The organism is Dietzia sp. NPDC055340 (genome assembly GCF_053645335.1).
On the sequence record NZ_JBSHML010000003.1, the window covers coordinates 216,601 to 237,550 of the forward strand.

Below are 20,950 nucleotides of genomic sequence, written 5' to 3' on the forward strand. Positions count from 1 at the left end.
TGTTCCTCTCCTATGGGTGATTCGAAAGCCCGTCGGCGATGCGCGTGGTGTTGGCGCGCATCATCGTCAGGTAGGTGTCCGCGCCCCGGCCCGGTTCGGTGAGCGACTCGGTGAACAGTTCGATCACCTCGACGTCGATCCCGGCCTCGCTCGCCAGCACCTGCACCAGCCGGTCGGGCTGGGACGATTCGGCGAAGATCGCGGGAACGTCGGCCTCGGTGATCGCCGAGGCGAGGTCATCGAGATCGGCGGCGCTCGGGGACGCCAGGGTGGTGCCCCCGGGGATGGCCGCGCCGATGACGCGGAAGTCGAAGCGCTCGGCCAGGTAGCCGAACACGTGGTGGTTGGTGACGAGGGCGCGCGCGTCGTCGGGGATACCGGCGAACGCGGTCGTCATCTCCTCGTCGAGCTCGGCGAGTTCCGCGCGGTATCGCTCCGCGCCCGCCTCCACAGACGCGCGGTCGATCCCCTCGACCTCGAGCAACTCGGTCTCCAGCGCGTCCACGACGTCGACGACCCGGCGCGGATCGGTCCAGAAATGTGGATCCGGGGCGCCGCCGGCCTCCTCCTGCGAATAGGAGATGACCTCGATCTGCTCCCCCGCCGTGAACGTCTCCACACCCGCGTCGGCCACGCGGTCCAGGTGCTGTTGCAGGCCTTCCTCCAGGCCCAGTCCGTTGGAAACCACGAGGCCCGCGCGGTCCAGGAGACTCGCTTCCTGGACGGAGATCTCGAAGGAGTGCGGATCGGCGTTGGGCTTCATCAGCGTCGTCACGTCGGCGCTCTCACCGGCCAGGTTCTCCACCACGTCGCCGAGGATGTTGGTGGTGACGACGACCACGGGCCGGTCCGATGACGCATCGGCGCCCGTACACCCGGACAGGGTCAGCACGGCCACGAGGGCCGCGGCTACCGGCCCCCGAGGGACGCCGACCGCGGGTGTCCGCCGCCGCCTCATCGCCCGGTCTCCGCGAAGAAGTCGGGCGCGGTCGGGGTGTCCAGAGAGCGGGCGACGCGCGCACCTGCGCGGTAGTCGATCTCGTGGACCACGCCCCCGGCGGGGTCGTTGACGTAGGCGCGTTCCCGGTCGACGGTGAGGTCGACCCCCTTCCGCGAGTCCGGGTCCGCGAGAGCAGCGGCCACCAGGGGTTCCGTTGCGGCAATCTCGGTTCCGGCGGCGCCGTCGTAGACGCGGATCCGGCCCTCGTGGTCCAGTGCGACGACGTGTCGGTCCGCGTCGTCGGACGCCGAGACCTGGACGAGCGGCTCCGCCGTCGGCACGTACCGCCACTGCTTCTCGCGGGTGTCGAGCAGCCAGAACCCGGCCTCGTCGGCGAGCGCGGCCGTGGTGGGGCGCCCCTTGCGGTTCCGGAAGTCGGTGGCGCGCGGTGCGTCCGTGCCCTCGGGGTAGGGCACGTGCTCCAGGGTCGGCTCGTCACCGTCAAGCGTGGCGAGGACGGCTCCGTCAGCGCAGCCGACGACCACGCCCACGCGGGTGGTGATGGTGCCCCGCGCATCGGGGCACGGGGCCGCCGCACCGTCCACGGGTGCGCCGGCCGAGTCGTGGAACCGCACCCCGGTCACGGCGCCCGAGTCGTCGACGGAGCTGACGAGCGCGCCACCGCCGAGCGGGGCGGTCACCCCCTCGTGCGGTTCGGTCTCCAGACGGAAGACCTCCTCGATCCGCCCCTTGGACAGCGCCTGGTTGTCCAGCAGCACCGCCTCACCCGACTCGGGGAAGAACAGCCCGGTGCCGCCGGTGGTCGCGTTGGCCGAGGTCGATACGACCACCGGACCGCTGCCCGCCACGGGTCCCAGCACCCGGGGCGAGGTCCGGTAGAAGTGGAAGTGGTCGACGTGATCCCACGTCCACACGCCGCTGTCGACGATCTCGACGCCCTCGCCCGTCTCGGCGAACAGGTACCGGCCGTCGGAGGTGACCGCCGACGGCGGGGCGATGGCCCCCGGTTCGGAGACCGTCCCGTCCAGCAGGTTCAGCATTCCCACGGCGCCGTCCGAATCGATACTCACGAGGTGCAGCTGCGGCTCGGCCACCTCCTCGGCGCCGTCGATGGCTCCGTGTCCGGTTCCGGAGACTTCCGCGCCGGCGGGACTCCCAGCGGTGGGCGCCTCGGCAGCCGGCGCGGCGCCGGTTGCGTCGGTGCCCTCGTCGTCGGCACCGGCGCACGCCGCGAGTGAGAGCGCCAGGGCCACGGCGAGGGGCACGATCGTTCTGGAATTCTGCATGACCTGCTTTCGGATAGTCATCTGGGTCGGGCGGGTGGTGACGGGGTCCGCGGCTACCGCCGGGAAGACGGGTGGTGCGTCAGCCGGCGGGCTCGTGGGATGTCGTACGCGGCCCTGACCAGCGCTGAGGCCCCGGCGAGCGCGATGGCGGAGAAGGCGATGGAGGAGCCGGCGGCCGTGCCCACATGCCAGGACGCCAGCAGGCCGATCACCACGGCGGCGCTGCCGAAGACGGCGGCGAGCGCCATCGTGGAGGGGATACGCCGGGTCCACCGGTTCGCGGCGACCACCGGCGCGAGCAGCAGCGCCACCACGAGCAGCGTGCCGACGGCCTGGTACGAGGCCACCACCGCGAGGGTCACCAGGCCGATGAGCACCACGTGGGCCAGCGCCGGACGGAGCCCGAGAGTCTGCGCGATGCGTGGGTCGAATGCCGCAGCCACGAAGGCCCGGTGGAAGACCACCCCGAGCGCGAGCGTCACCGCCAGTGCGATCGCCAGGGTGACGAGTTCGGGAGTGCCTACCGCGAGGATGTCACCGAAGAGGATGGCCGTCGCGTCCGTGGCGAAGCTGCCCGAGTGCGACACGATGATCACCCCGACCGACAGCATCGTGACGAACAGCAAACCGATGGTCGTGTCGTAGGACAGCCGCCCGCGCCGCTGCAGTGCGCCGATCGCCACGCTCATCGTCACCGCGCTGGCGGCTCCGCCGGCCAGGGCGGGCAGGCCGAGCACGGTGGCCAGCGCGACCCCCGGCAGCATGCCGTGCCCGATCGCCTCCCCGAAGAACGCCATCCCGCGGATGACCACCCAGGTGCCCACGACGCCGCATATGGCCGCCACGAGCACACCACCGAGCGCAGCACGCGCGACGAACACCGTGCTGAACGGATCAAGGAACCAGGACACGAGGTAGTACGTTAACGGTACTGATAATCATTTTCAACAAGGAGATTCACCTTGACGCCTCCGAACGTCCCCGCACTGAGCGCCCACGGCGTGTGCTTCGGTTACGCAGGACGCGAAGTGATCCACGATGTCGATCTCGAACTGAGTCGGGGGACGGTCACCGCCATCGCCGGACCCAACGGCGCCGGCAAATCGACACTGCTCGAGATCCTCGCCGGGGTTCGCACTCCACAGAAGGGTGAGGTGCGCCGGCTGGGCACGGTGTCATTGGTGGTGCAGCGCCCGGCCGCGCCGGAGACCCTCCCGCTCACCGTGCGGGACACCGTCTCGATGGGGACGTGGGGCCGCCGCCTCGGGAGGAGGCGAACGCGGGAAGTCGTCGCGGAGATGATCGACGTGGTCGGCCTGACCGGCTACGACTCCCGCCCACTGACCGACCTGTCCGGGGGGCAGCGACAGAGAACTCTCCTCGCCCAGGCACTCGCACGCCGGGCGGACATCGTGCTGATGGACGAACCCGACGCCGGACTCGACGCCGCCAGCCGTGGCCGCATTCACGATCTTCTCCTCGACCAGGCGGACCGTCGAGGTGCCGTCGTCGTCTGCGCGACACACCACGACGGCTTCATCGCCGCCGCGGATCGCGTGGTCAGGCTCGAATCCGGGCGACAGATCTGACACACCGGCCGGGCGACCGTGACGCGTGTTTCCGTCGCCGCGTGGGCGAGATCGAACAGCGCTCGAACGAGACCACAACCGGCATATCGCGTATCACGGAACTGGACGCGGTACGCGGGTTCGCCCTGTGCGGCATCCACGTGGTCAACATCTACCAACAGGTCGTCTTCGCGGCGATGTTCGGAGACGATCGCGGGTTCGGCCTCGCCCTGATGCCCGGCATCGTCCGATACGGCTTCTACGAACGATTCCTCCCGATCTTCACCCTGTTGTTCGGCATCGGTTTCGCGATCTTCCTGGACTCCGCGGACCGGAGAACGACCCGGCCCCGGCTCGTCCTGGCGCGACGGCTCGTGGCGCTCGGCGTGATCGGCGCACTCCACCAGATCGTCCACCCGGGTGAAGTCCTGTTGCCCTATGCCGTCTTCGGTCTGGTGTTCCTACTCCCGGCCAGTTTCCTGAAACCCCGGACGACACTGATCGTCGGCCTGACCCTCCTCGTGCTCGGCGGACAGACCATCGCCGGCTACGGCGTGATGCCGGGTCTGCTGGTGATCGGCCTGGCGCTCGCGCGGATGGGCGTGCCCCGGTCGATGGGGACCCACCTCCGGGAGTGGCTCATCGCAACCGGGGTCTTCGGCGTCATCACCGCGGCGTACCTCGCCACGATCGTCGCGGGAGGGTCAATTCCGACGCTGTCCCTCGGTCCCACAGCACTGTCCTCGCAACTGGCCGCCGTCGCCGCGGGGATGCTCTACACCTGCCTGGTCGTCCTGCTGTTGCGGACGCCGATCGGAGGCCTCCTCATCCGGGTACTGGCACCGATGGGGCGGATGGCGCTGACCAACTACCTCCTGGCGACCGCGCTCATCCTCGTCCTCGCCCCGCTGCTCGGCATCGATCACACCGACGACGGACTCGCGATCGCCGCACTGGTGGTGGGGATCATCGTGGTCGAGGCGGTGTGGAGCCCGCTCTGGCTGCGGCGGATGCGCTTCGGCCCGGCCGAATGGGCGTGGCGATGCGCCACGTGGTGGCAGGTCATGCCGATCCGGCGCCGCCCCGAGCCCGCCGGGAGCACTTGAACCTCACACCGTGTCAGGGGCTCTACTCATTCACATGGACGCCCACCGCACGCCCGACCGCACCACGCTCGCGGACGCCCTCGCCGCCCACGACACCTCCACCCGCCTGCGCGCGGCCATGGCCGTCGGCTCCACCGCGGATCCCGACTTCGTCGACGCACTGGTCGGCAGGTGCGCGGTCGAGCCGGACTTCTATGTCCGCGACATGCTCACGTGGGCGCTCACCCGCCTGCCGCACCGCGACGTCCTCGCGCGCCTGAGCCCCGAGCTGAGCTCGGCCAGACCGCAGGCACGCAGCCAGGCGTTGCACACGCTGTCCAAGATCGGCGCCCCCGAGACGTGGGAGTGGGTCACCGCCGGACTACTGACGGACGACGACGACGAGGTGGCGCGCAGCGCGTGGCGAGCCGCGGTCGTGGTGGTGCCGTCCTCCGCTCGGGCGTCGTTGGCCCGATCGCTGGCCGGACAGTTCGGACGCGGCGACCGCGATCTACAGCTCAGTCTGAGTCGAGCGCTGATTAGCCTCGGCGACGTGATCGTTCCGGCGATGGAGGCGGCGGCGGAGCACGCCGATCCGGCCGTGGCGACGCACGCGCGTGCGACCATGGCACTCATGGACGATCCCGAGCTCGGCTTCGACGCCGCGGTCCACGAGGCCCGGCGGGTCGCGGCGTTGGGGACGGATCCCGCGTAGCGATGCTGATCGGCGAGGTGGCACGACGGTCCGGCGTGAGCGCGCGGATGCTCCGCCACTACGACTCACTGGGCCTGGTCAGTCCGTCCGGGCGCACGTCGGGCGGGCATCGCGAGTACTCGGGCGCCGACCTGCGCCGCCTGCTGCACGTGGAGAGCCTGCGTTCGCTGGGCCTCACGCTGCGGCAGGTTGGCGCCATCCTCGACAGGTCCGGATTCGATCCCCAGAGCTTGATCGCCTCTCTCATCACCCGGACCGAGGCCCGGATCGCGGCGGAGCGTGAGCTGTTGGCCACTCTGCGCCACGTGGCGGATGCCGAACCACGGGAGTGGGACGACGTCCTCCGCGCGATCGAGATCCTCAGCGATCTCGCCTCTCCTGACGTCGCTTTGCGGCAGCGCACGGCCCTCATCGACCCGGCGGCGAACGGTGTGGCGCCGGACGCGCTGACCGAGGCGGCACTTCGGGAGTCGGTGCCCAACGTCGCGGGCGCACTGCGGTGGGCGCTCCATCGCGCTGGCGGAGCCGACCCGGGCACCCTCGAGCCCGCGCTGGCGTCTGGGGATCCGGTCGTCCGCCGACGCGCGGTCGAGCTCTTGCGGGAAGCTGAATCCTCCAGCGCACGCACGACCCTCCTGATCTCCACGCTGGACGACGGCGACTCCGGGGCCCGGGCCACGGCCGCGATCGCGCTCGGTGAGGCCGGATCCGTCGTGGCGGCACCCACGCTCATACGGATGGTGGTGGACGGCGTGCGGGACGTCGAGGCCTCCGACGCACTCGCGGTGTTGTCCTTGGACGAGGGCAGCGCCGCGAGAATCATCGACGCGCTCGTCGGTGAGCTCGCGGTGGAGGGCCACCAGGCCGCGACGCGGATCCGGCTCCTGCAGGCGCTGGTCGAGCTCCGACATCCGACCGCCACCTCGCTCCTGGCCGAGGCCGCACGGGATCCCGACGCCGAGGTCGCGCGCGTGGCCGCCGCATTCCTCGCCATGCGCACCGGCCCCGGCGGCGGGGGCGGCAGGATCCGCGACGACGAGGCGCGGCGGTGACGCCCGCACATCAAATTGCATCGAGTGCAAACATGCACCTAGTGTAAAAACGGATCGAGCCCACCGTGCCGCCGCCACCCACGAGCCTGCGCGAATCGAAGGCACTCGAGACGCGTCTCGCGAGGCGACGCGCTGCTCCGGGCCGACAGTCGGGCCCTCCGCCACGACGCCCGCACCACCCGCCCCCGCACGAATCGAGCCCCTGCCGTGACCCCCGAACCCCGAGACTCCACCGATCAGCCCGACACCGCACGGGCGCCGGTCAACCGCAACCTCCTCCTGGCGGTGCTGGTGTCGGGCGCGTTCGTGATCATCCTCAACCAGACCCTTCTCAACACCGCGCTCCCGGTCTTCATGGCGGACTTCGGCATCAGCGCGAGTGACGCCCAGTGGATGACAACCATCTTCATGCTGGTCAACGGCATCATGATCCCGGTCACGGCGTTCCTCATCCAGAAGTTCACCACCCGGACGATGTTCCTCGCGGCGATGGTGTTGTTCATCGTCGGCACCGCCGTCTGCGCGCTCGCCCCCGTGTACCCCATCCTGCTGGGCGGTCGCGTGATCCAGGCCGCGAGCGGCGGCATGATCATGCCGTTGATGCAGACCATCCTCTTCGCGATTTTCCCCGTGCGGGAGCGCGGCAAGGCGATGGGCACATTCGGACTGGTGATCGCCTTCGCGCCGGCGATCGGCCCGACCCTGTCCGGCTTCATCGTGGACCACTGGCCGTGGCAGACGCTGTTCATCATGATGCTGCCGATCGCCGTGATCGCGTCGGTCTTCGGGTACTTCCTGCTGGCCAACGTCACGGAACAAACCAACCCGCGGCTCGACGTGGTGTCCGTCATCCTGTCGTCGCTGGGCTTCGGCGGCCTGCTCTTCGGTTTCGGAACAGCGGGAGACGCCGGATGGGTGAGCCCCGAGGTGCTCATCGCGCTGGCGGTCGGCGCCGTCGCGCTGGCGTTCTTCATCCATCGGCAGCTCACGCTGGCGGAGCCGCTCCTCGAGCTCCGGGTTCTCCGGTACCCCATGTTCACGCTCAACACGGTGCTCGGCATGATCGTCTTCATCGCCCTGATCGGCGGCATGCTCGTCCTGCCGCTGTACATGCAGAACATGACCGGCTTCACCGCCATGGAGTCCGGGATGGCACTGCTACCCGGCGCCGTGGTCATGGGAGTGATGTCCCCGATCACCGGCCGGATCTTCGACGCCGTCGGCGCCAGATGGCTCGCCGTGATCGGCTTCGCCCTGCTCACCGCCGCCACGTTCCCGTTCACCCAGCTGACCGCCGAGACGTCGTTCGCCTACCTGGCGGGATTCAACGCGGTCCGCATGCTCGGCGCGGCGATGGTCATGATGCCCGTGACCACGGCAGCGCTCAACCAGCTCCCGAAGCACCTCGTCCCGCACGGAACGGCGGTCAACAACACCTTCCGCCAGATCGCGGCCTCCGTCGGGGCCGCCGTTCTGGTGACCGTCATGACCTCGACCGCACTGGACCCGCAGGTGCACGGCATGGAGGGGTTGGTCCACGGAGCCGACATGGCGTTCCTCGTCTCCATGGTCGTGGCCGCGGTGGGGATCATCGGCTCGTTCTTCACCTCCAACTCCCACGGGCCGGATCGAACCACCCAGGCGAGCGCGGGGTCGGACACCTGAGAAGACCGATCTCCGTCAAGCGTGGGTTGACGTTGCCGTCGTCGTCAACTATTAGTTGACACATGAGCACCCGCCTCGACACCGCACTATCCGCCGATCTCGACGCGCCCATCCGGGCGGCGCACGCCGCCGCGGCGGGCGCGGCATTCACCCAGGCGCAGGCCGTACTCGGTACCACGCCCCCGCCGGGGGCCGACGGTGAGCAGTGGAACGTCGCCGTTCAGGTACTCGCGTTTCGGATCGAACACGCCGCCGGGTTCGATGCGCTCGGCTCCGTCGTGGGCCTGCGGCGATGGGGGGTGACCTGGGACGTGATCGGGCGCGCGGCCGGCATCTCCCGCCAGGCGGCCCACGCACGGTGGGGCGCCCAGGTGCGCGCGACGCTCGACCGGTACGGCACCGGGGAGCTGGGAGGCCCGGTTGCCGACGACGAGAAGGACCTCAGTTCCTGAGTCGCAACCCCGCCCGGGCCGTCCGGGTCGCCGTCAGCGCCGGGCGTAGTGGAGGTACGCGGTGTCGCCGAAGGTGCGGTGCTCGACGAGGTCCAGGTCGAGCGCCGCGTCGGCGGGTAGGGCACGGAGCCCACCGCCGACGACCTTCGGGACCACGAAGAACCGGAAGTCGCGCACCATGCCGGCCCGGATCGCGGCGGCGGCGGTAGTCGGGCCGAAGATCTCCACCTCGCCCGGCGCGTCGCGGACGATCTGCTCCAGCTCGGACAGCTCGAGTCGCGACACCAATCGGTCGCGCGGGGAATCGAGGGCCGCCGGCCCCAGGGTCGAGGACACCACCACGTGCTCGATCCCCTGCCAGCGTCGGGCGAACTCCCGCTCGTCCTCGCCCCAGGAGCCGTCCTCGGGCTCGGCGTTCCAGTACGTCATGAGCTGGTACGTGTTGCGGCCCAGGACCTCGGTGGACACCGCGCCCATGCGCTCGACGTGGAACCGGAACACCTCGTCGCCCGGCGCGGACCACTGGAAGTCCCCGCTCGCGTCGGCGGCGTACCCGTCGAGGGAGACCGTCGCGGTAAAGCTCAGCGTTCCCATGGGGCACCCCTGTGTGTCGACGACGACGATGCGGCAAGAGTAGTCCCATAGAGCCCTGCACGGACACATAATTTTCCGTGAGAATGGCCCCATCCGGCGACCGGAGGCGACGAAGCCGGTCATGATCCCGCCGGGCACTCCACCGCCGAGCTCGCGGAGTCCGACCCGGCATGGTCCCCGGCTGGGCCCTACAGCGCGAGCATCGCGGCGGCGACCTCTCCCACCGCGGAGGGCGGGATCGCCGACGCCGCGTTGTCGAGGACGAGCAGTCGCGCGTCGGGGATCTCGTGTGCGAGCGCCTCGCCATTGCCGACGGGGAAGAATCGGTCGCAGCGGCCGTGCACGACCAGCGTCGGCAGTGTGAGACCGGGTAGCCGTTCGCGCCACCGCGGGGCGCAGTCCAGGCGGGCGAACGCCATCCCCAGCTGATCGGCCTGACGGGACCCCGCATCGGACCCGGGCGTGCGGTCCCAAATCCGGCCCGCCACCTCGCCTGCCGCCACGGCGTCATTGCCGAGGATCTCGGCTCGCGCTGTCGCAAATGCGACGACGGACTCCCGCCCGGACCAGTCCGGCGGGGTGAGGGAGAACACCCGGCGCTTGACGTCTGCATCGTGATCCGGAAGGTTCTCGTCGACCGGCCCCGGGGCCACGGCCCGGGTGCCGATGAGCGTGAGCGCCGAGAACGCGGCAGGATGGTCGAGCGCGGCCAGCTGCGCGACCATCCCCCCGACACCGATGCCCGCCAGATGGACGGGATATACGGACAGATCCCGAGCCAGCGCCGCGGCGTCATCGGCGAGGTCGCGGAGCGTGTACCCGGGCGTGGCCGGGTCGTGCCTGGTTGATCGCCCGCTGTCCCGCAGGTCGTAGCGCACGACGTGCCGACCTCCCCGCGCCACCGCCACACAGAGCGCATCCGACCAGGACAGCATCGTCGGGGCACCTACGAGGAGGACCGTCGGCATCGACCTGTCACCGACGTGCTCGACGGCGAGCGTGACGCCGTTGACGTCCACGGTCCCGGGAAGCGGACCCGGTGCCGGCGCGTGCGGCTCGCCTGCCATGCGCTCACCCGCCCTTCCTGTTCGACCGCCACCAGTACCTCAGTGTGACGACGGTCTCATCTTAGTCGGCTAGGGGCAGGCCCTGCCCTTGCTCGGCGTTCGACACCGGAAGTGAGCCTCAGAAGACGCTAACCCCGAGCCTGCGGCGGATCCGCATGTCCCACAGCGCGAGGGTGTACATCTTCTTGAGTGGCATGGGCAGGACCTTGTCGGCGACGCGGGCAACGGCGTTCATCCTGCGCTTGCGCCGCAGGTCGGCGGGCGTGATCTCCCAGTTCATCTGTTCGCGGGTCACAGCCGGGACGCCGAAGCGGGTGTACGAATGGTTGGTGGGCCCGAGCGCGCGCCGTGCCAGGTCTCCGGCACCGCGGAACTTGCCGTCGAGGATCCGGAAAGCGCACAGGTCATCGAGCATCTGCCGGACCGGGTCGTCGATCTCCGCGTCCGCCATCCCCGCGGCGAACCGATCCTCGTACTCCGCCCAGGTGGCGGGCCAGTCCTCCTCGGGGACGTTGAGCACGGTCGCGAGCGGCGAGGCGAGGGTCAGGACGTGCTCGAGCTCGGCGGCATCGAGCTCGCGGTACAGCAGTTCGTACTGGTCCACGAAGAACCGGATGAGGCACAGCGCCACCCACAGCTGCAGCTCGCGGGAGTTACCGGAGTAGCGCACGGGACTGCTCGAGGTGGAGAAGACCTCGTCGTGGATCCGCTTGACCTCCCGGTGCATGAACTTCTTGTCGTCGTCGTTCCCGATCGTCGCCACGGCGAGGTACAGGGCGGTCGTGCGCGCCCGCTTGACGGGGTGCGTGTCGGCGCGGCCGCGCTCGACGCGGCTCTCGAGCACGCCGTAACCCACGGCCGGATTGGCCAGCTGCATGATCACGTTCGCGCCGGCCAGCCACATCCACAGCCCGCTCGACAGGTCCAGCAGCGAGTCGATCTCGGTGAGGTCCCGCTCGGCCGGCCGCCGCACGGCGATCATCCGGTCGAGTCCGGCGCGGGCGGCGTGGACGCCGCCGGGCGTCGGTACGGAGTGGGAGTCGGAGTCGGTCATCGCAGCGGTCATCGGTCCGTCCTCGAAAAGTAGGGGGAGCTCGCTTCCGCACTCCCGGCGACCTGTGTGCCCACCGTAAACCCGCGAGGACCATCTGAGCAAGGGTGTAGTCAGATTCGATCCGGCGAGCTCGGTACGTGATTGATACGGTCAGCTGCGACAGTGCGAGACACGGGAGGTCGGGCATGACCGCTGGCGACAAGCCCGGGCGCGTCTACGGCGGCCGCTCGTCGGCCGACCGGGAGGCCGCACGCCGACAAAGCCTGCTCGACGGCGCGATCGACACGCTCATCACCGGCGAGCCGCTCACAGTTCGGGGCGTCTGCCACACAACCGGGCTGACCTCGCGCTACTTCTACGAGAACTTCGCCTCGACGGACGCCCTGTCGGAAGCCGCGTACGATGCCTGCGTCAGCACGATCGCCAGCGAGGTGGCCGCCGCATTCGCCGCGCCGCCGACCGTCGAGGAGCAGATCTCCAGCGCGATGTCCTCGCTCGTCGACGCGCTCGAAGCGGACCCCCGGGCGGGACAAATCCTCTTCTCGACCCGCATCGCCAACGCGCTCATCGCCCGCAAGCGCCAGGAATCCACGCAGTTCTTCGTGGGCATCACGGCCGCGACCGCCCGCGAGGCGGCCGCCGAGCCCGTGCCCGGAATCGTCCTGGACCACGCCGCGCGGTTCGTCGTGGGCGGCGTGACCCAGCTGCTGTCGACGTGGCTCAATGCCCGATACGACGCGCAGTTCGGGGCCGCGGGGCGCGAGCCGTCCGGCGCGGATCGGGACGCCGGTGGCAACGGCAAAAGCCATGACTACGACGACGACGCCGAGCCGGCAGCCCCCGAACTCGACGGCCCGACGGTCGCCCGAACGGCATCCGCGCTCATCACGGCGCTGGCCCGCCAGCTCGCCGTGGACCTCACTCTCTAACCCGCCGATTCCGCCCCTCGATACCGGTGCAGGGGTCAGCCCGGGCTGATCCCCCGCACCCCGCCGGACGCGGCGTTACCATCAGGGTGGCGTCGGGAGACGACGGTCCCGGCGGGAACCGTTCACCGTCGCAAGGATGTGGATCCAGTCATGGAGACCAAGCCAGTCATCGTCGGTATCGACGGCGCCGAGGATTCCGTTCGGGCCCTGCAGTGGGCCGTGGTCCACGCCCGCTCCGTGGGCGCTCCGCTGCATGTCATGGCCGTGTACGAGGTGCCCGCCATGCTCAGTCCCTACGGGATGGCCGCGTGGGAGAACCCGGCGAATCTCGAGCAGAACGCGCGGGCCATGCTCGACGCCACCGTGAAGTCGGCGCTCGGCGAGGACGAGGGCGCGGCGGTCGTTCAGCGCGTCGTCCAGGGCCATCCCGGGAAGGTGCTGGTCGAGCAGTCGGACGGAGCCGGGCTCCTCGTGATCGGTAGCCGCGGCCGCGGCGCCTTTACCGGGATGCTGCTCGGCTCGGTGAGCCAGTACGTGGTGGCTCGCGCGAAATGCCCGGTCGTGGTGATGCCGCACAACGCGCCGGACTGAGCGGACGCCGGCGACGGCGAGGCCCCCGGGTCCGCGGTGCGGATCCGGGGGCCTGCCCGAGGCTGCGTCGTACTGAGCTCGCGCCGTCTTGAGCTCGCGACGTGCGACGCCCCTAGTGGTGATGGACTCCATCGGTGTAGAGCGACTTCTTGCTGGTCTCCGGGGACAGGATCAGCGAGATGATGGTCAGCACCGACAGCCCCACGAGGTAGTAGCCCACCCACGCCACGGAGAAGTGCTGCACCAGCCACACCGCGACGAACGGCGTGAGGGCGGCGCCGAGGATCGCGGAGAAGTTGTACGCCACGCCCGAACCCGTGTAGCGGGTGTGGGTGGGGAACAGCTCCGGCAACACGGCCGACATCGGGCCGAAGGTCAGGCCCATCAGCGCCATGCCGACACACAGGAAGCCGAGCATGCGGACCACGTCGAGCCCGTCACCGGTGCCCATGGCCTCGGGACTGAGCCACCAGCCGAACGACAGGCCGAAGAGGATGATCCCGGCAGTGGTGGTGATGAGCATCCGCCGCCGCCCGAAGCGGTCCGCGAGGTAGCCGGCGAGCGGGATGAACGCCGCGAACAGCAGGATCGCGATGACCTGCAGGATGAGGAACGACTGGTAGCCGTAGCCGAGCCCGCCGGTGGCCTCGCCGCCGATCGCGAACGAGAGGATCCATGTGGTCATCAGGTAGAACAGGCCGTAGGTGGCCAGCATGATGAAGGTGCCGAGAATGATCTCCCACCAGTTCTTGCGGAACACCTCGGACACCGGCGCCTTGACCCGCTCGTTCTGCGCGATCGCCTTGGCGAAGACCGGCGTCTCCTCGATCCGCAGCCGCACGTACAGGCCCACGCCGACCATCACGATGGACAGCAGGAACGGGATTCGCCAGCCCCACACGAGGAACGGGTCGGACAGCTCGGCCGCGGTGGAGTCATAGGCAAACCAGGTGGTGAGCAGCAGGAACACGCCGTTGGCCAGGATGAAGCCGAACGGGGCTCCGAGCTGCGGCCACATCGCGGCGAACGCGCGCTTGCCGGGCTTGGCGGTCTCCGCCGCCAGCAGCGCGGCGCCCGACCACTCGCCGCCCAGGCCGATGCCCTGGAAGAAGCGCATGATGGTGAGCATCGCCGGCGCCCAGAGCCCGATCTGGTGGATCGTCGGCAGCAGGCCGATGAGGAACGTGGCGATACCCATTGTCAGCAGTGCGCCGACCAGCGTGACCTTGCGTCCGAGCCGGTCGCCGTAGTGGCCGAAGATCACCGATCCGAGGGGCCGCGCGATGAACGCGGTGCCGAAGGTCGCCATGGAGGCGAGCAGTGCCGTGCCGGAGTCGCCGCCTGCGAAGAACAGCAGCGGGAAGACCGAGACCGCGGCCGTGGCGAAGATGTAGAAGTCGTAGAACTCGATCGTCGTGCCGATGAGGGACGCGAAGATGATCCGACTACGGGGGACGGGCGCGGTGGTCGCCGCCGCGGGCGTGCCCACCGTGGGATCGCCGACAGTCGGGTCGACGACGACAACGCCGTCGTCGTCGCCCCTCCTGGGATCAGTGCGCGAATCCGACGTTCTCATGGTCCTCCTCGTGGACGGCGGCGACCGGGATCCGAGGTGACGGAAGTCCGACGTCGCCTGTCATGGCGGGTGATGCCTGGGGCCCGGGCGGCGCGGTGAGCCGCCGAGCGCACACCACAGTAGAACCATGCTGTGTCGGCCGTCACACCTGCCGACCAGATGCGTACAAATGGTACGGAATCGGCTACTTCGGACCGAATTTCCTGTGCACCGTGTACACCCCGGACACCCCCGCCACGGCAGGGGCTACTGCGCGAGGAACTTGTTGACCAGTCGGGACAGCGCGTTGGGCGAGAACTTCGAGAGGTTGGCCAGCAGCGTCGTCTGGGCTCCCACCGAGTACGACGTGCGGTGCATGCGTCGATCCGTCGGCGTGGGGTGGACCGACTCCCACACCTTGTCGGCGACCTCTGCCGGCGTGATCCGCACGCCGAGAGTCTGGGTGGACTTGGCGTCGTTGTCCGCCATGGCGGTCTTGGCCCACAGCGGCCAGATGCCCACCACCCGGATGTCGTGCTTCTCCCACTCGAGCTCGAGCGCCTCGGTCAGGCCCGCGACGTAGAACTTCGCTGCGCTGTAGGTGGCGATGCCGGGCTGGCCGTAGATCGCCGAGGCCGAGGCGATATTCACCAGATGCGCCCCCGGGGTCGCCCGGAGGAACGGGAACGCGGCCTGCGCACCCAGCGTCACGCCCAGCACATCGATGTCGATCTGGGCCTTGACCGCCTGAGGCGTGATCTCGGCGAGGTCACCGGCCACGAGGACGCCCGCGTTGTTGTCGAGCACATCGAGGGTGCCACCGGTGTGCGCGGTGAACTCGGCGAGTGCCCGCTCCCACTGCTCGGCCTCGCGCACGTCCAGCTCGCCGGTGATCCAGTCCGGATGATCGGCCTGCACCGCGGCCAGTGCGGCCTTGTCGACGTCATAGACGCCGACGGTCCAGCCCTCACGGCCGAAGCGCTCCGCGGTGGCCAGGCCGATGCCCGCCGCTCCGCCCGAGATGAAAATCGATGGCATATCCCACTCCCCCGTGAGTCCTCCAGATGCGGTCCCCGACGACCCTGCCACGCCGGCGGGCATGGCGCATCACCACGCCGACGATTACGCTCGCGCCTGTGATCAGCGTCACGCCTGCTCACATCCGTCGAAAGGAGTTCTTCCATGGGTTCACTCGGATCGCTCGCAATCGGGTCGCTGGCGGCGCCCCTCCTCGGCTCGCTGGGGCTCGGTTCGCTGGTCTCGCAGGGCAGTGGCGGTGGCAGCGGTGACATGCTGAGCGGCCTGCTGCCGACCGACATCCTCGGCGGCCTGTCCTAAATTCTCTGACGCCTACGCCCCGGGCCGCACGCAGCGGTCCGGGGCGTCCGTCGCTCAGTGCGCCGCCCCCCGGGGTCGAGCCCGGCGGGGATGAGACGGCTGGGGACTAGTGTGCTTGCTCCCGATGCACCCGGGCGAGCACATCGGCGAATCCCGCGAGGTAGTCGCCGTTGCGGCGCGCCGCCTGCTGCTCGACGAGCCCGCGCGTCAACACCGCCGCGATCTCTTCGAGGTCTTCCCCCGAGTCGAGGTGCGCCAGGCCGAGCCCTGCCGCGAACGCCCGACCCTCGTAGAACACCAGGTCCGGGAGGATCGCGTCGAGTGCCCGCGACAACTCGCCGGCCGGACGCTCCTCGATCACCGAGGACACCGAGGCGCGGTACTGCTCGAACTGGTCCCGGGCCGCGTCGAAGGCCTCGCGGAGAGCGGTGGTGTCGGACATCTTCTTCCCCTGTTGATCGGTGTGCTCGGACCCTAGGGTGGATCCATGTCGAGTCTCATGAACGATGTTCTCGTGTTCCAGCAGACGACGAACTTCGTCAGGAACGATTTCGCGATCATGGACGACCAGGGGACCCAGGTCGGTCATGTGGAGACCGGCGGTAGCACTGTCGGGCGGATGCTGGTCGGATCGCGCGAGCTGACGGTGTTCGACGGGCCGGAGCGCCCGGTGATCCGGGTGAAGGACACGTACTCGTTCGGCCGCGAGCGGATGGAGATCCTGGACGCCGGCGGCGGTCGCCTCGCCTCGCTGGTCAAGCGGCTCGCGCTGTTCACGACCCGGATCACGCTGGACCTGCAGGGCGAGGAACTCGAGCTGACGGGCAACATCTGGGGATTCGAGTTCCAGGTGAACGGTCAGGGCGGCGCCATGGCGTGGGTCTCGCGGGAGTGGTCGGGCGTCGGCAATGCCTTCTTCGGCAAGTCGACCTATGTTCTTCGCCTCGCTGAGCATCTGACCGCCCCTCAGCGCCTCGCGATCATCGGCGCCGTGCTGTCCCTCGACCTCATCCGGGAGAAGCAGAAGCGGAACAGCTGAACCGCCGCCCGCACCTAACTTCCCGGCGACCTGTCATCCAGACTCGAGGCGATGCTGTCCCCGTAGACGCGGTCGATCGCGCGCCTGCCGTACACGAACCGGGAGGTCGCGCTGAGGTGGGAGCGCTTGTCACCGAGGATGTGCATCCCCCACGAGAAGAGTGTGGCCAGGCGATTCCGGAAGCCGATGAGGAAGGCCAGGTGCACGACCAGCCACAGCACCCAGGCGACAAAGCCGTGGATCTCGAAACCACGGATCTTCACCACCGCGCTGTACCGGGAAACGGTGGCCATCGAGCCCTTGTCGAAGTACTTGAACGGCGGTCGGCCCGTCGGGCTCTGCTTGCCCGTCAGCTCGCGGTCGATCTGCTTGGCGACGTACTTGCCGCCCTGGATCGCGACGGGTGAGACCCCGGGCAGGTTGTCGAGGCTCATCATGTCGCCGATCACGAAGATCTCGGGGTGGCCCGGCACCGAGAGGTCCTTGTTCACCTTGACCCGCCCGGCACGGTCGACCTCGGCGTCGGTCTGCTCGGCGAGCATCGTGCCCAGCGGGCTGGCCTGCACTCCGGCGGACCAGATCTTGCACGCCGCCCCGATCCGGCGCGTCGTCCCGTCCGCGTCCTTGATCTCGATCCCCGTGGAGTCGACATCGGTGACCATGGCGTTCAGGTGCACTTCCACGCCGAGCTGCTCCAGGCGGGCCTTCGCCGCCTCGCCGAGTTTCTCGCCGAAGGGTGGCAGCACGGCGGGCGCCGCGTCGAGCAGGATGATGCGCGCGTCGGCCGGGTCGATCCGGCGGTAGCTGTTCTTGAGGGTGCGGTGTGCGAGCTCGCCGATCTGGCCGGCCATCTCGACTCCGGTCGGCCCCGCGCCGACGACGATGAAGGTGAGCAGCTGCCGGCGAGCTTCCTCGTCCTCGGTGATCTCAGCCAGTTCGAAACTCCCGAGGATCCGGCCGCGGAGCTCGAGGGCGTCGTCGATGGTCTTCATTCCGGGGGCCCAGCGCTCGAAATGGTCGTTGCCGAAGTAGGACTGGTTGGCGCCGGCCGCGACGATCAGGCTGTCGTAGGGGAGATCGAAGTCGATGTGCCCGGCGACGGCGTGGACGGTCCGGTTCGCCACGTCGATCTTGTCGACCTCGCCGAGGGTGACCGTGATGTTCTTGTGCTCCCGCAGGACGAGCCGGGTCGAGGGCGCGATGTCGCCGACGGACAGGATGCCGGTCGCCACCTGATAGAGAAGCGGCTGGAAGAGGTGGTGACCGGTCTTGGCGACCAGCGTCACGTCCACGTCCACCTTCGCCAGGCTCTGCGCGGCGGCCAGTCCACCGAAGCCCGAACCGATGATGACGACTCGATGCCGACGGCCGGCATTCTGGGCGCCGGCGTCATGACTGTTCATTGCATCCACCATGGGACTCCTGATCTCGGGTGTGCGCGCCCGGAACGTTACCCCCACCTCGGCGAATCCGCCTGTTCTTCGAAGGCCTACCGACTGCGAGGGCCCTGTCGGCGGCTAGCAGCGCAGGGCATCGGTGCCGGTCGTTCGGATCCACTCACCTGGCGCCCAGGCAGCGGTCCACTTCGGCATGGATCACTCGGCGGGCCTCGTCGGCTCGCACCGCCCCCACGATGACACGGAGCGTGAGCCCCTCGGACAGCGCCGCCAACCGGAGGGCGTCCCGGCGATCGTCAGGCGTCGGGGCGGGCCGTGCCGGCCCACCCCTCCCGCGTGCGTCGGCCAGAAGTCGGGCGAGGACCCGGGCGCGTTCGGCCAGTGCGTCCGTGACTATCGCCCCGATCCCCGGACTGGACACCGCCTTGGACTGGTAGGCAGCCCACACCGAGGCCCCGATCTTGAATTCGACGCTCTCCGACATCGCGCCGACCAGGAGTGATCGCAGCTCCTCGGCCGCAGCCCGCGGATCACCCGGCTCCTCGCGAGGGCCGTGATCGACCACCGCCGACGCCACCATCTGCCGACAGCCGTGCAGGACCAGGTCGTCCTTGGATGGGAAATAGTGCTGGACACGCCCTACGGATACGCCCGCCGCCTGCGCGACGGCGCGGAACGTCACTCCGTCAATGCCCTGATCGTGGATCACCTGCCACAGTGCCAGGACCAGCTCAGCACGTCGCTCATCATGATCGACGACTTTCGGCATGCACCCCCCTTTAAAATACGGACAACTTGCGAAACTATGTCGGTATGGACGTATTGCATCACGATCAGACGCCCGGGACGACCCGCTCGCGCCGGGGCCGGTGGGCGATGCGCGCGCGCCGGCTCGCGATCGTCGTGGCCGCCCTGTTCACGGTGATCGGGATCGGCGCGACGTGGACCTTCTTGTTCGGCGCTCCGGGGGTGGGGCACTTCCGCAGCGCCGACGGCCGGAACGCCTACATGGATGCGTACGCGGAAGCGATGGAGGCGCTCCCCGCACCGACATCCGTGCACGACATTCGGACCGACTACGGCTCGGTCCGGGCCTACGAGTGGTCCACCGCGGAAGCCCGGGGCCGGGCCCCGGTACTACTCGTCCCCGGCCGCGCCTCCGGGGTGCCGATGTGGGCGGAGAACCTCCCCGCACTCGTCGCCGAACACCGTGTGCTGGCCTTCGATGCGCTCGGGGATTCCGGGTTGTCGGAGCAGTCCGTCCCGTTCGCGAGGTTCGCCGACCAGGCCCACCCGATCGAGGAGGTGGTCACGGCGCTCGCGCCCGGCGGGGTGCACATAGTGGGCCACTCGTTCGGCGGCGCCATCGCCGCCTCTTTCGCGCGTCAGAATCCCGAGCGGACCCTCACCCTCTCCCTGCTGGAGCCGGTGTTCACCTTCGCCCGGCCCCCGGCGGGACTCTTCTTCTGGGCGATGGTCTCGTCCCTGCCGCTCCTGCCGGACGGGATCCGCGAGACGGCTCTCGAGAAAATCGGGGGCGTGGAGGACGAAGCCGCGACACTCGGAGATGATCCGATGGCGCGCATGATCGCGGCGGCGACGGAGCACTACCAGGCGGCCCTACCGCAGCCCGCCCCGTTGACTGACGAGGAACTGTCGCAGCTGACCATGCCGGTCTACGTCGCGATCGCCTCTGACGATTCCCTCGCCGGCGGCGCATCAGCCGCCCGGCGGGCCGAGCAGCTACCTGCCGCAACCGTGCAGACGTGGCCGGACACCACCCACTCCCTGCCGATGCAGGCCGCGGGCGCGGTGGAACCGGTGCTGCTGGACTTCTTCGCGGAGAACGAGCCGTCCTGACTTCCGGTCGGCGCAACACTCGACGAGCCACGGCCGGGCATCGACGCAGCGCTGGCCCAGATCACCGCCCCATTCGGCGTCACCGGCAGATTCGCAGCGGCACTTCGGGGAAGTTCGCTCCCACCCGACGGGCGCCATTTCCCGAGCCAGGCGAGAGATCACCGCCGCGCGAGCAGTTTCAGTCCTCCGGGCGTCGAACCTCCACCACCAGCAGAGCCGCAAGCGCCGCGCCGGTGAGTCCGATCGCCCACCACGTACGTGTCACCGCCGAGTTGAGCTCCGTACGCACCGGCGTCATGGAGCCGTCACGCACATCGATCAGCGCCACAGTCAGGGAAAACAGGGTCCCCCTGAGATCGCCGGCGTCGACCCGATTGAGCAACTCCAGAATGCGATCCAGGTCCTCGTCGACTCGGTCCGTTCGCGAGCGAACAGCCTCGACGCGCTCGGCGACGTCCTCATCCTCGGAGGGGGTCTTGGTCAGGCCTGGTCGGTCAAGGACTCGGTCGATCCGGGCTTGTACCACGAGCGCCAGATTGTGATTAGCCATGTCGAGCATGACCAGTTCCTCGCGGACTTCGTTCTGCCGATGCTGACCGAGGCCGATCGCCAACCCGCCCACGAGCAGAATCACCAGCGAACAGAAGAACCACGAGGTTTTGGAGAACACCCGGTACATCGTCGACTCTCCTGTTCTCGACGGCTGGCGCCTATCGCCATGAGTCCAGATTGGCAGGAAACG

The 20,950-nt window shown here is 69.2% G+C and carries 23 protein-coding genes; 11 read left to right on the top strand and 12 right to left on the bottom strand.

What is annotated here, in order from left to right; genetic code table 11:
- Positions 1 to 10: 10 nt before the first annotated feature.
- From aztC to aztB, 3 genes are read right to left on the bottom strand one after another with little or no spacing between them, the layout of a single operon-like run.
- Entirely contained in the window at positions 11 to 898 is an 888-nt protein-coding gene (gene aztC, locus ACWIFB_RS03315; protein ID WP_454057305.1) for a zinc ABC transporter substrate-binding protein AztC, read from the bottom strand.
- 56 nt (positions 899 to 954) lie between these two features.
- Positions 955 to 2,247, bottom strand: coding sequence for an ABC transporter (locus ACWIFB_RS03320; protein ID WP_454057306.1), 1,293 nt, complete (start codon positions 2,245 to 2,247; stop codon positions 955 to 957).
- 53 nt (positions 2,248 to 2,300) lie between these two features.
- A complete protein-coding gene (aztB, locus tag ACWIFB_RS03325; protein ID WP_454057307.1) occupies positions 2,301 to 3,158 on the bottom strand; it encodes a zinc ABC transporter permease AztB in 858 nt (285 codons plus the stop codon).
- A gap of 51 nt (positions 3,159 to 3,209) precedes the next feature.
- On the opposite strand from aztB, the gene ACWIFB_RS03330 reads away from it, so the two are divergent.
- The 6 genes from ACWIFB_RS03330 (at position 3,210) to ACWIFB_RS03355 (ending at position 8,784) form a co-directional block, all read left to right on the top strand.
- Positions 3,210 to 3,836 (top strand): metal ABC transporter ATP-binding protein, encoded by a 627-nt coding sequence (locus ACWIFB_RS03330; protein WP_454057308.1) that lies wholly within the window; start codon positions 3,210 to 3,212, stop codon positions 3,834 to 3,836.
- Positions 3,837 to 3,877: 41 nt separating this feature from the next.
- Positions 3,878 to 4,921 carry a DUF418 domain-containing protein gene (locus tag ACWIFB_RS03335; protein WP_454057309.1) on the top strand — a complete coding sequence of 348 codons (1,044 nt, stop codon included), beginning with the start codon at positions 3,878 to 3,880 and terminating at the stop codon, positions 4,919 to 4,921.
- Between the two features lie 34 nt (positions 4,922 to 4,955).
- Entirely contained in the window at positions 4,956 to 5,615 is a 660-nt protein-coding gene (locus ACWIFB_RS03340) for a HEAT repeat domain-containing protein (RefSeq protein WP_454057310.1), read from the top strand.
- 2 nt (positions 5,616 to 5,617) lie between these two features.
- Positions 5,618 to 6,667 carry a MerR family transcriptional regulator gene (locus tag ACWIFB_RS03345; protein ID WP_454057311.1) on the top strand — a complete coding sequence of 350 codons (1,050 nt, stop codon included), beginning with the start codon at positions 5,618 to 5,620 and terminating at the stop codon, positions 6,665 to 6,667.
- 207 nt (positions 6,668 to 6,874) lie between these two features.
- Positions 6,875 to 8,332, top strand: a complete 1,458-nt coding sequence (locus tag ACWIFB_RS03350) for an MDR family MFS transporter (RefSeq protein WP_454057312.1) — start codon at positions 6,875 to 6,877, stop codon at positions 8,330 to 8,332.
- Between the two features lie 62 nt (positions 8,333 to 8,394).
- A complete protein-coding gene (locus ACWIFB_RS03355) occupies positions 8,395 to 8,784 on the top strand; it encodes a hypothetical protein (RefSeq protein WP_454057313.1) in 390 nt (129 codons plus the stop codon).
- 33 nt (positions 8,785 to 8,817) lie between these two features.
- On the opposite strand, the gene ACWIFB_RS03360 is transcribed toward ACWIFB_RS03355, so the two are convergent.
- From ACWIFB_RS03360 to ACWIFB_RS03370, 3 genes are all read right to left on the bottom strand, one after another.
- The gene (locus tag ACWIFB_RS03360) at positions 8,818 to 9,378 is read right to left on the bottom strand and encodes a dihydrofolate reductase family protein (RefSeq protein WP_454057314.1); all 561 of its coding nucleotides are present in this window, start codon (positions 9,376 to 9,378) and stop codon (positions 8,818 to 8,820) included.
- A 188-nt stretch (positions 9,379 to 9,566) separates the two neighbouring features.
- Positions 9,567 to 10,445, bottom strand: a complete 879-nt coding sequence (locus ACWIFB_RS03365; protein WP_454057315.1) for an alpha/beta fold hydrolase — start codon at positions 10,443 to 10,445, stop codon at positions 9,567 to 9,569.
- Between the two features lie 118 nt (positions 10,446 to 10,563).
- Entirely contained in the window at positions 10,564 to 11,511 is a 948-nt protein-coding gene (locus ACWIFB_RS03370) for an oxygenase MpaB family protein (protein WP_454057316.1), read from the bottom strand.
- A 173-nt stretch (positions 11,512 to 11,684) separates the two neighbouring features.
- Here ACWIFB_RS03370 and ACWIFB_RS03375 point away from each other — a divergent pair, with 173 nt between their 5' ends.
- Together ACWIFB_RS03375 and ACWIFB_RS03380 are read left to right on the top strand one after the other, a co-directional pair.
- Positions 11,685 to 12,428 carry a TetR/AcrR family transcriptional regulator gene (locus tag ACWIFB_RS03375; protein ID WP_454057317.1) on the top strand — a complete coding sequence of 248 codons (744 nt, stop codon included), beginning with the start codon at positions 11,685 to 11,687 and terminating at the stop codon, positions 12,426 to 12,428.
- 150 nt (positions 12,429 to 12,578) lie between these two features.
- Positions 12,579 to 13,019 (top strand): universal stress protein, encoded by a 441-nt coding sequence (locus ACWIFB_RS03380; RefSeq protein WP_452098176.1) that lies wholly within the window; start codon positions 12,579 to 12,581, stop codon positions 13,017 to 13,019.
- Positions 13,020 to 13,131: 112 nt separating this feature from the next.
- Here the strand turns inward: ACWIFB_RS03380 and ACWIFB_RS03385 are convergent, their stop codons facing one another.
- Both ACWIFB_RS03385 and ACWIFB_RS03390 read right to left on the bottom strand, forming a co-directional pair.
- Positions 13,132 to 14,595 carry an MFS transporter gene (locus tag ACWIFB_RS03385; protein ID WP_454057318.1) on the bottom strand — a complete coding sequence of 488 codons (1,464 nt, stop codon included), beginning with the start codon at positions 14,593 to 14,595 and terminating at the stop codon, positions 13,132 to 13,134.
- Between the two features lie 246 nt (positions 14,596 to 14,841).
- On the bottom strand, positions 14,842 to 15,612 hold the full coding sequence (locus tag ACWIFB_RS03390) for an SDR family oxidoreductase (protein WP_454057319.1): 771 nt from the start codon (positions 15,610 to 15,612) through the stop codon (positions 14,842 to 14,844).
- 144 nt (positions 15,613 to 15,756) lie between these two features.
- Here ACWIFB_RS03390 and ACWIFB_RS03395 point away from each other — a divergent pair, with 144 nt between their 5' ends.
- A complete protein-coding gene (locus ACWIFB_RS03395; RefSeq protein WP_230929393.1) occupies positions 15,757 to 15,912 on the top strand; it encodes a hypothetical protein in 156 nt (51 codons plus the stop codon).
- 106 nt (positions 15,913 to 16,018) lie between these two features.
- On the opposite strand, the gene ACWIFB_RS03400 is transcribed toward ACWIFB_RS03395, so the two are convergent.
- Positions 16,019 to 16,354, bottom strand: coding sequence for a hypothetical protein (locus tag ACWIFB_RS03400; protein WP_454057320.1), 336 nt, complete (start codon positions 16,352 to 16,354; stop codon positions 16,019 to 16,021).
- A 45-nt stretch (positions 16,355 to 16,399) separates the two neighbouring features.
- Here ACWIFB_RS03400 and ACWIFB_RS03405 point away from each other — a divergent pair, with 45 nt between their 5' ends.
- On the top strand, positions 16,400 to 16,951 hold the full coding sequence (locus tag ACWIFB_RS03405) for an LURP-one-related/scramblase family protein (protein ID WP_454057321.1): 552 nt from the start codon (positions 16,400 to 16,402) through the stop codon (positions 16,949 to 16,951).
- A 14-nt stretch (positions 16,952 to 16,965) separates the two neighbouring features.
- On the opposite strand, the gene ACWIFB_RS03410 is transcribed toward ACWIFB_RS03405, so the two are convergent.
- Positions 16,966 to 18,354 carry an NAD(P)/FAD-dependent oxidoreductase gene (locus ACWIFB_RS03410; protein WP_454057322.1) on the bottom strand — a complete coding sequence of 463 codons (1,389 nt, stop codon included), beginning with the start codon at positions 18,352 to 18,354 and terminating at the stop codon, positions 16,966 to 16,968.
- Between the two features lie 154 nt (positions 18,355 to 18,508).
- Positions 18,509 to 19,117: a TetR/AcrR family transcriptional regulator gene (locus tag ACWIFB_RS03415; RefSeq protein WP_454057323.1), complete on the bottom strand. Its 609-nt coding sequence runs from the start codon at positions 19,115 to 19,117 to the stop codon at positions 18,509 to 18,511.
- 44 nt (positions 19,118 to 19,161) lie between these two features.
- Here ACWIFB_RS03415 and ACWIFB_RS03420 point away from each other — a divergent pair, with 44 nt between their 5' ends.
- Positions 19,162 to 20,208 (top strand): alpha/beta fold hydrolase, encoded by a 1,047-nt coding sequence (locus tag ACWIFB_RS03420; protein WP_454057324.1) that lies wholly within the window; start codon positions 19,162 to 19,164, stop codon positions 20,206 to 20,208.
- Positions 20,209 to 20,386: 178 nt separating this feature from the next.
- Here ACWIFB_RS03420 and ACWIFB_RS03425 read toward each other — a convergent pair whose 3' ends face one another.
- Positions 20,387 to 20,878 carry a hypothetical protein gene (locus tag ACWIFB_RS03425; protein WP_454057325.1) on the bottom strand — a complete coding sequence of 164 codons (492 nt, stop codon included), beginning with the start codon at positions 20,876 to 20,878 and terminating at the stop codon, positions 20,387 to 20,389.
- Positions 20,879 to 20,950: the final 72 nt, after the last annotated feature.